The following is a 6,374-nucleotide window of genomic DNA, read 5'->3' as shown; positions in this document are numbered from 1 at the left end:
CGGCGTGGCGAGCACTTTCTGCCAGGCATTTTCGGTTGCGGGATTGTCTGAGGCCACTGGAACATCAGCAGGCTGTTCGACTTCGGCCTGCGCTGTTGGGTTTGTTGGAGATGAAGATTTTTCTTCTTTAATTTCAGCATCTTGCTTGTCATTCTTGACATCAGACTCAGCTTCTTCAGAGGCTTCCGCAACGGCGTCGGATGCTTCCAACTCTTCCAATTTATCGGCATCAACCTCGCCCTCGACTTCGATCTCGACCAGCATCGAACCGATCGCGATAATGTCGCCTTCTTCCCCGGCAATGGCGATAATCTTGCCGGAAACCGGCGCTTCCATCTCGACCGTCGCCTTGTCGGTCATGACATCGGCCAGCTGGTCATCCTCGGCCACGACATCGCCGATCTTGATATGCCATTTGACGATTTCCGCTTCGGCAATACCCTCGCCGATATCAGGCAGATTGAATGTATATTTGCTCATGATTTCAAGTCCCTGACAATTTTCTCCAGCGCTTCACCGATCCGCACCGGTCCCGGGAAATAGGCCCATTCCAGGCTGTGCGGATAAGGCGTATCAAAGCCGGTGACCCGCTCGATCGGCGCCTCCAGATGATAGAAACAGCGTTCCTGCACCAGCGCGGACAGCTCCGCGCCAAAGCCGCTGGTCCGCGTTGCCTCATGCACGATCAGGCAGCGCCCGGTCTTCTTCACCGACTCCTCGATCGTCTCGATATCAACCGGCACAAGGGTCCGCAAATCAATGACTTCGGCGTTGATCTGGTGCTCCTCGACCACCGCCTTGCAGACATGGACCATCGTGCCATAGGCCAGAACCGTCACCGCATCGCCTTCGCGCACGATATTGGCCTTGCCCAGCGGCACGGTGTAATGGCCCTCCGGCACTTCGGCCTCGGCAAATTTCGACCAGGGCGAGACCGGATTGTCATAATAGCCCGTAAAAGGCCCGTTATAGATCCGTTTCGGCTCGAAGAAGAGCACCGGATCATTATCTTCGATCGATGCAATCAACAGGCCCTTGGCATCATAAGGCGTCGACGGAATGACGGTTTTCAACCCCGAAACATGGGTAAACATCGCTTCCGGCGACTGGCTGTGCGTCTGCCCGCCAAAGATACCGCCGCCGAAGGGCGAACGGACCGTCAGGGGCGCGGTAAACTCGCCGGCCGAACGATAGCGCAGCCGCGCCGCTTCGGAGATCAGCTGGTCCATGCCCGGATAGATATAATCGGCGAACTGGATTTCCGGCACCGGCCGCAGACCATAAGCACACATGCCCACCGCCGCGCCGATAATCCCGCATTCGGAAATTGGCGTGTCAAAACAGCGGGTCTTGCCGAACTTCTCCTGCAGGCCCGCTGTGGCGCGGAAAACACCGCCAAAATAGCCGACATCCTCGCCCATGATCACGACATCGTCGTCGCGTTCCATCATATTTTCGAGGCCGCTGTTGATAGCCTCTATCATATTCATGACGGCCATTTGATTTCCCGTTCCTTATTGGCCTGTTCGGCTTGTTCCTTGAGGTGCCAGGGCATTTCTTCGAACACGTCCTGGAACATGGTTTCGAAAGGCTGGTGCAGACCGTGGCCCAATATGCCGTTTTGGCGGCTTCCTTGACCGTCTCCTTGACCGCTTCCAGACATTCGGCATCCAGAGCTTCCTGCTGCTCCTCGCTCCACACACCGCGCTGGATAAGATGCCGCTTCAATCGCATGATCGGGTCGCCGAGCGGCCATTCTTCGCGCTCCTGCGCGCTGCGATAGGCCGTGGGATCATCGGAAGTGCTATGGGCCTCGGCGCGATAGGTGAAATGCTCGATCAGGGTCGGACCCTGGTTGGTCCGCGCCCGTTCCGCTGCCCAGCTTGTCGCGGCATAGACAGCCAGCGGATCATTGCCGTCGACCCGCAGCGCAGCAATGCCATAGCCGGCCCCGCGCGCCGCAAAGGTGGTCCGCTCTGCCCCGGCAAAACCGGAGAAGGACGAGATCGCCCACTGGTTGTTGACTACATTCATGATCACCGGCGCGTTATAGACGGCGGCAAAGGTCATCGCCGCGTGAAAATCGCCTTCGGCGGTCGATCCCTCGCCGCACCAGGCGGCGGCAATCCGGCTGTCACCCTTGCTCGCACTGGCCATCGCCCAGCCCACGGCTTGCGGATATTGCGTGGTCAGATTGCCCGATACGGTGAAGAAGTTTAGCTCACTCGAACTATACATGATCGGCAGCTGACGCCCCTTCAGCTTGTCCGCCTTGTTCGAGAATATCTGGTTAACCATCTCGATCATGGGATAGCCCCGGACGAACAATATGCCCTGCTGGCGATAGCTCGGGAAGCACATATCATCACTGTGCAATGCCATGGCAGCGGCAACCGATGTCGCCTCCTCGCCGGTGCATTTCATGTAGAAGCTGGTTTTGCCCTGACGCTGCTGGCGGTGAAGCCGGTCATCAAAGGTGCGCACCTGCACCATCGTGCGGAGCATTTTGAGCAAGATTTCGTCATCCAGCTTGGGATCCCACGGACCGACGGCCTTATGATCATCATCGAGAACGCGGACCATGTCATAGACTATGTCCTGCATGTCCTTGGGCGCGGTGTTGATGTCCGGACGCCTCTGCGCGCCGGCTTCAGGAATCTGAAGATCGCTGTAATCGACCGTATCACCGGGGCGAAATTTCGGTTCGGGTATGTGTAAAGTCAGCGGCGGCAAATTGCTTTTGGTATTTTCGTCAGCCATCAGGCCTCTCCAGCAAGAATCGCGCAATTGTTGCGCTGCAATATTCGTTCAACTAGCTGTTACAATATTACAAAACCGAATTTAGGTCAATCTCCCTGCCCTTTTGATTGATCAGACCGCTACGGGCGCGGAAATATGCGCCTGGGGGCGATAATCCTGCACCTCGAAATCACCGATTTCATAATCGAAAATCGAATCGGGCCGGCGCAGGATTTTCAGTTTCGGTGCGCCCGAAGGCACGCGCGCGATCTGCTGTTCAACCAGCTCGGCGTGGTTGAGATAAAGGTGCACATCACCGCCATTCCATATCAGCTCGCCCGGCTCCAGATCGCACTGCTGCGCAATCATCCGGATCAGCAGCGCGGCAGAAAAGACATTGAACGCAAAGCCCAAACCGAGATCGCAACTGCGCTGATAGAGCAGCCCCGACAATTTTCCTCCCGAGACATAGAATTGATAGGTCTTGTGACAGGGCGGCAAAGCCATCTGGTCCAGCTCGGCCACATTCCAGCCCGTAAAAATATGGCGCCGGGAATCGGGATTATTCCTGATGCCGTTAATCAGGGCTTCAATCTGGTTGAACCCTTTCTTCTCCCGACGATACAGGCCCTCGCCCGCCGGTGTATAGCGCGGCCAGTCGACCCATTGCTTCCCATAGACGGGGCCCAGATCGCCCCATTTTGCGGCAAAGCCATCATCCTCGATGATCCGCTGTTCAAAGGCGTCGCGGTCCAGCAGCTCGCCGGTTTCCTTGCGATATTTGTCGAGCGGCCAGTCGGTCCAGATATGCACTTTCTGCTTCACCAGTTCGCGGATATTCGTGTCCCCGGTCAGGAACCACAGCATTTCGCGTGCTGCCGTCTTCCAGAACACCCGCTTGGTCGTGAGCAAAGGAATGGCATCGTCCGCGAGATCGAAACGCATCGTCACACCGAAAATGGCCCGGGTGCCGACACCAGTGCGATCGACACGTTCATCGCCCTGCGTCCAGATCTGCCGCATCAGGTCAAGATATTGCTGCTCATAATGCTGTCCGGGAATCAAACCATCACACTCCAACCAAGGTTCCGGCAAACGGTAGACCGCTCAAGCGATATCCTCAACCCAATCCGGCGGGAGAGATCAAACAGATAAAGTTTTGCTAGGCCGGGCGCGATGGCTTGAACCGCAAATCATACTGGCATATAATCCGCCCATTGCATCCCTTGCGTCAGGAAAAGCAATCGGATCGGGAAGTAGCTCAGCCTGGTAGAGTACTGCCTTCGGGAGGCAGGGGCCGGAGGTTCGAATCCTCTCTTCCCGACCATCGATTTCTCAAACATGCTTCCAAATCTTCCAATAAATCGCGTCATCTGCTTGCCGTGAATAGCTTTTCTGCTCTTGAACCGTTCAATCGAACGAGAATGATTTTGGCTGGATTTCTGCGGACATGTTCGCCCTTGTCCCGGTGCGCAGGTGCCGGATCCTTTGAAACAGCGAGGCCTTTTCATCCCTCGGCCATCGGCTGAGAGGCCGCCTGATAGGGGCAATGACGGACAGAAAAGCGAAAAATGATCCGATAAATAGACGTTAACCTTATCTTGATCATCGCCCTGTAGTGCCTTCAATCATGAGCACGCGTGTTTTAATAGTCGATGACCGGCCTACCAATCTGCGGATCTACGCCCAGTTTGTGACGCTGATGGGGGAAAAATATTCCGCCGTCACCTATGCTGATCCTGTGGAAGCGCTGGATTGGCTGCGCGACAACAAGGCGGATCTGATGGTGGTGGATTACCGGATGCCGCAAATGAACGGCGCGGAATTCATCCGCAAGGTCAGGCTGATGCCCGGCGCCAATGAAATTCCAGCGATCGTCATTACAGCGCACCAGGATCGCGAATGCCGGCTTGCCGCACTGGACGCTGGCGCCACCGACTTTTTGCAGAGCCCGGTTTCGCATGTCGAATTCTGTAGCCGTGCCTTGTCCCTGCTGACGAAAAGCAAGAAAAGCGTGACCCTGCGCAAGCGCGCCTCGGAAATCGGCCGGAAGCACGCAGCCTTTGGCGCGGCGGCCTCGAACGAAGGTCCGTCAGGCAAAAGCATGCTCGAGCAAATCATCGACACGATCCCGATCATGATCAATGCGACCGACCGGTCGGGAAAATGCCTGTTCACCAACGCCTATCAGTCCGCCCTGTTTGACAAGGACCCGGACGAGATGGTCGGCACCGATTTTGCCAATAATTTCGAGCCGACCCTGGCAGCAAATACGCGCAGACGGGATGCGATGGTGCTGAAATCGAGCCTGGCCATTCCGCATTTCGAAGAGAAAATCACCAGCGACGGTGTCGATCTGATTTTCCATTGCAACAAGTCGCCGCTACTTAATCATAAAGGCGAGACGATCGGCGTGCTGACAACAGCGGTCGATATCACTGCCCGGAAGTTCGCCGAGGAACATAGAACGCATCTCGCACTGCACGACATGCTGACCGGCCTGCCCAATCGCGTGCTGCTCGCCGAGAATGTCAAATCGACCATCGCCAATTGCAAGAAAGCCGATAGCCAGGCTGCGCTTTTGCTGCTCGATCTGGACCGGTTCAAGATCATCAATGACACCCGCGGCCATCACAGTGGCGACGCGCTGTTGCGCGAGGTCGCCGAACGCATTTCCAAGGTCATTGGCCCCGAGGATTTTGCCGCGCGCATCGGCGGGGACGAATTTGCGATCATTTTGAACAAATTCGAGAATATCGATTCGATCAATTCGCGCTGTTCCAAAATATTGAAATCAATCAGCGAGCCCTATGCCATCAGCGGTGTGGGTCAGGTGATCAGTGCGTCAATCGGCGTCAGCCTGATCCCGAACGACGGCGATGAATATGAGGAAGTTCTCCGCATGGCCGATCTCGCCATGTATGACGCCAAGGCCAATGGCCGCAACTGTTACCGGTTCTTCTCGGAAGACATGAACGAGATTGCCCAGGCCGATGCCGCGCTGGAAAACGAACTTCGCGACGCGTTTAACGAAAATCAGTTCGCGCTCGAATATCAGCCGATTGTCGATGCAAAAACACTCGAATATGTTGGCCTGGAAGCGCTTATCAGATGGGATCATCCACGCCGCGGCCGCCTGTTGCCGATCCAGTTCATCCGGGTCGCAGATGAAAGCGGACTCATGGACATTCTCGGCCGCTGGGTCATGGGTGAAGTTTGCCGGGAAATAAAATCCTATGCCGACCGCGGTATTGATCTGCCACGCGTCGCGATCAACGTATCCCCGCGCCAGTTCCAGAACCAGAATCTCTGCCAGGAACTGCTCGCCAATATCGAAGCCAATGGTATCGAACCGTCAAAAATCACGATCGAGATTACCGAAGAATTGCTGATCGACAATAATGAGCAGGTCAGAGCCACGCTCCAGCAGATTCGCAACAGCGGTGTCGGCATATCCATCGACGATTTCGGAACCGGCTATTCCTCGCTGCAATATCTCAGGGATCTGCCCGCCAATTGCCTGAAAATTGATCGCACGTTCATTTCCCGGATCGAACATAGCCCGGCCGATCGCGCGATTATCGGCACCATTGCGCATCTGGCGCATGCACTGGACATGCGGGTGGTTGCCGAAG

General features: G+C 56.0%; 4 protein-coding genes, 1 tRNA gene and 1 pseudogene. 2 read left to right on the top strand and 4 right to left on the bottom strand.

Going from position 1 to position 6,374, the window contains the following annotated elements:
• The 4 genes and pseudogenes from C8024_RS03855 to thyA all read right to left on the bottom strand — a co-directional run.
• Positions 1–480: biotin/lipoyl-containing protein (locus C8024_RS03855; RefSeq protein ID WP_302051587.1), on the bottom strand; the 480-nt coding region annotated here is incomplete at its 3' end.
• Positions 477–1,499, bottom strand: a complete 1,023-nt coding sequence (locus C8024_RS03850) for an alpha-ketoacid dehydrogenase subunit beta (protein WP_173202999.1) — start codon at positions 1,497–1,499, stop codon at positions 477–479. The genes C8024_RS03855 and C8024_RS03850, both read right to left, overlap by 4 nt.
• Positions 1,487–2,760: pseudogene (locus C8024_RS03845) on the bottom strand (3-methyl-2-oxobutanoate dehydrogenase (2-methylpropanoyl-transferring) subunit alpha). The gene C8024_RS03850 and the pseudogene C8024_RS03845 overlap by 13 nt, the downstream one beginning before the upstream one ends.
• A 111-nt stretch (positions 2,761–2,871) precedes the next feature.
• Positions 2,872–3,801 carry a thymidylate synthase gene (gene thyA / locus C8024_RS03840; protein WP_173203000.1) on the bottom strand — a complete coding sequence of 310 codons (930 nt, stop codon included), beginning with the start codon at positions 3,799–3,801 and terminating at the stop codon, positions 2,872–2,874.
• Between the two features lie 188 nt (positions 3,802–3,989).
• Between thyA and C8024_RS03835 the strand changes: the two genes are divergently transcribed.
• Positions 3,990–4,066: transfer RNA gene (locus C8024_RS03835), tRNA-Pro, on the top strand.
• 303 nt (positions 4,067–4,369) lie between these two features.
• Positions 4,370–6,374: EAL domain-containing protein (locus tag C8024_RS03830; protein WP_173202998.1), on the top strand; the 2,005-nt coding region annotated here is incomplete at its 3' end.

This window comes from Sphingopyxis sp. BSNA05 (assembly GCF_013265645.1).
In the GTDB taxonomy this organism is placed as follows: Bacteria; Pseudomonadota; Alphaproteobacteria; order Sphingomonadales; family Sphingomonadaceae; genus Parasphingorhabdus.
Note: the sequence above shows the minus strand (reverse complement) of the source record. Positions and strands in the feature narration are given on the sequence as shown.

What these genes read in the sequence shown, in the direction of transcription:
- C8024_RS03850 (WP_173202999.1), bottom strand. Translation starts at nt 1,499, where the DNA reads ATGGCCGTCATGAATATGATAGAGGCTATCAACAGCGGCCTCGAAAAT.